Below are 3,125 nucleotides of genomic sequence, written 5' to 3'. Positions count from 1 at the left end.
CAACGCTGCTGCAGTTGCTGCCAAACTATGCGTAAAATTAAGCCGGCTAACAGCAGGGCGGCGGAAAACTCCAGCCATTGCGGTAATACCGAGTGCTGATGCTGCAACGCGCCCTGTACGCTGATATCAAAGTACGCCAGGCCCTGATCTAACAGCCAGCCAAAGAATACCGACATGACAATGACGCCAAATAGATAAGCGGCCAGAGCGCGTTTGCCCAGCTCCTTATACACCACACTAATGGTTGCTATGTTAGTGGCCGGGCCAGCCTGCATAAACACCAGCGCTGCGCCGGGCGAGAAGCCCATCAGCATCATGGCAGCGGCAATAGGGGTAGAGGCGGTGGCACAAACATACATCGGCACAGAAATCAGCACGATTAACAGCATGATCCAAATACTACTGCCGTAATGGGCCAGCGCATTCATCGGTACCAACGTTTGTACCAGCGCCGCAAAAAACAGCCCTATCAGCAGCCATAAATAAAAATCACTTAACAGTTTACCTGTGCTGTAGCTAAGGCCATCTTTCGCTTGCTGCCACAGTGATAACTTGGCTGGTGCTGCTTTTTTCGGACCACAGCAGGATGCTTTTACCGGCTCGCTGACTACGGCGGCGGCCTTGGGGGCGCAACAGCTGCTGGTGCTTAGCGCCGTCTCGCTCTTTATCTGCGCAGCTTTTACCGGCTCAGCTTTAGGCGCACAACAACTTTTTACCGGGGTAGCGGCAGGGGCTGTGTGCTCGGTGGCTTTACCCACTAATAAGCCTGAGGTAATGGCACTTAAAATGGCGGCAATCGGCCGCACTATCGCCATAACCGGGCCTAACAACACATAAGACACTGAAATAGAATCTACGCCGGTTTCCGGGGTGGCACTTAAAAAGGCCACAGTCGCGCCTTTGCCAGCGCCACCGCGGCGCAGTTGCATGGCGGCCGGGATCACGCCGCAGCTGCATAGTGGCAGGGGCGCACCGAGCGAGGCGCCTTTTAGGACCGGTTTAAACCCTTCGCCACCTAATTGCTGTTGCAGCCAGTGCATCGGGATCCAGGCTTTCATCACCGCCGCCACCAGCAAGCCCACTAACAACCAGGGCGCTGATAACACAAATAGTTGCCAGAAATTATCAATAAAACTTAGCATCAGTTTTGCTCCTTGTGGCGTTCTGTACTGATTTGACCTTGCTCTAAGGCGGTTAAAATAGAGCATTCAGTGGCACTGATAGCACCGCCGCAGCAAGCGTCATCCAGTTGCTGTAGTGCCTGATAAAACTGCTGTAATTCGGCCATTTGCTGTTGAATGTCCTGCATTTTCAGCTGCACCTTTTGTTTCACATCGTGGCATTGCCACTGGCTTTTGTTGTCTTCAATTTGCAGCAGTTCGGCTATTTGTTGCAGGCTAAAACCGACGTTTTTCGCCCGCAAAATAAACGCCAGCCGCTGGCTGTCGGCGTTATCATATAAGCGATAACCCGCCGCAGAGCGGCTGCTGGGGCTGATTAACTGCTGTTTTTCATAAAAACGAATGGTATCGACACTGACGCCATGCCGTTTCACTAAATCACCAATCTTCATTCGCCGCTCTCCGGTTCTGCTTCATGCTGTTTTTTAGCATTGTTAGCGTTATAGTATAAACCCTTGAGCTTACTCCAGAGTCAAGGCTTAAATTGCAATTGATTGCGAACAACAGCCTGTAAGCTGCGACAAAGGGTAGCGGATATTTAGCTAATAGCGGTTAGGCTTTAGCATTCACTATGAGAAAAGGATTGCTATGCGCTATCTGAACTGTTGTTTTGTTTTTTCGCCAGCGTCATTACTGGTAGCGGTATCCTTATCAGTGCTGTTACTGAGCGCCTGCAGTAAAGCGCCGGAACCGGATGACACTGTGAACCAGGCGCCAGCGGTTAACCCGGCGTGGATTTCAGCGAAAGCGGCACAACAGGCCTTAGCAGAGGGCGAGCTTAGCTCTGAGCAGCTGGTGAGTTATTACTTGCAGCAAATTGCCGAGCATAATCACGCCGGTTATCAGCTGGCTGCTATCACCGATATTAACCCTGAGGCGCTGGCGCAGGCGCGAGTTCTGGACGAAGAGCGCAAGGCCGGACAGCTGCGCTCGGCCTTGCATGGCTTACCGGTCGTTCTAAAGGCCAATATTGCCACCAAGGATAGCATGCCAACTACAGCGGGCGCGTTAGTGTTGCAGCACCACCTGACACATACTGACGCTGAGCTGGTCAGTCAGCTGCGTCAGGCGGGGGCTATTATTCTGGCAAAAACTAATTTATCGGAATGGGCCAATTTTCGTGGTCAGAAATCTGCCAGCGGCTGGTCGGCCTTAGGCGGCCAAAGCCGTAATCCCCATTTACTCAGCCATACCCCTTGCGGCTCCAGCTCAGGCTCGGCCGTGGCGGTGGCGGCAGATTTAGCCTTATTAGCCGTGGGCACTGAAACCGATGGTTCTATTATGTGCCCGGCGTCGATTAATGGCATTGTTGGCATTAAGCCCACCCGCGGTGCGGTATCAGGCAAGGGCATTATTCCGATAGCCGAAGCGCAGGATATTGCCGGGCCTATGGCCAGAACCGTTTACGATGCGGCCTTACTGCTGGATGCGATGCTGACGCCTGCGGCAAAAGCGCAATTTAGCTTGCCGTTAAGCGAGGCGGCGGATGCGGCCAGCCGCGCTCAAAAAGTGTTATTGGTGCGGGCCTTTGACAAACAAGAGCCAGCGCTGGTGCCGATACTGGATAAACTGGAGGCTGAATTAATTGCTGCCGGCGTTGAGGTGATTAGCACTGAGCAATGGCAGTTGCCCCCGGCGTTATATCAGGCAGAACTTACCGTGCTGGTGTATGAATTTAAACGGGATTTAGAACGCTGGTTAGCTGAGTATCAGGCGCCAGAAGCCGCCAGTACGCTTGATAAAATTGTGGCTTTTAACCCTGCAAAGGGGGAAGCCGCGCTGGCGTTTTATGGTCAGCAATATTTAGAGCAAGCGGCGGCTATTGATCTCGAGGCTGATAAAGCCGCTTACCTTGAGGCGCTGCAGCAAAGCCGGCAATTGGCAGAAGCGGCGCTGGATAGCTATTTGCGCGAGCAGGGTATAGCAGCGATTATTATGCCCTCT

The 3,125-nt window shown here is 52.9% G+C and carries 3 protein-coding genes; 1 reads left to right on the top strand and 2 read right to left on the bottom strand.

What is annotated here, in order from left to right; all coding sequences use genetic code 11:
- Positions 1 to 1,142: SO_0444 family Cu/Zn efflux transporter (locus tag V7D78_RS16685; RefSeq protein WP_333609583.1), on the bottom strand; the 1,142-nt coding region annotated here is incomplete at its 3' end.
- A complete protein-coding gene (zntR, locus tag V7D78_RS16680; RefSeq protein ID WP_333609582.1) occupies positions 1,142 to 1,573 on the bottom strand; it encodes a Zn(2+)-responsive transcriptional regulator in 432 nt (143 codons plus the stop codon). The genes zntR and V7D78_RS16685, both read right to left, overlap by 1 nt.
- A 196-nt stretch (positions 1,574 to 1,769) precedes the next feature.
- Between zntR and V7D78_RS16675 the strand changes: the two genes are divergently transcribed.
- Positions 1,770 to 3,125 (top strand): amidase family protein (locus tag V7D78_RS16675; RefSeq protein ID WP_333609581.1); only part of this gene is annotated, 1,356 nt, incomplete at its 3' end.

This window comes from Arsukibacterium sp. (assembly GCF_036735525.1).
In the GTDB taxonomy this organism is placed as follows: domain Bacteria; phylum Pseudomonadota; class Gammaproteobacteria; order Enterobacterales; family Alteromonadaceae; genus Alishewanella.
The sequence above is the reverse complement of the archived record's forward strand: the minus strand, read 5'-3'. Positions and strand labels throughout refer to the sequence as shown.

Bases quoted from the DNA above. Each gene is read 5' to 3' on its own strand.
- zntR (WP_333609582.1), bottom strand. From the start codon at position 1,573: ATGAAGATTGGTGATTTAGTGAAACGGCATGGCGTCAGTGTCGATACC.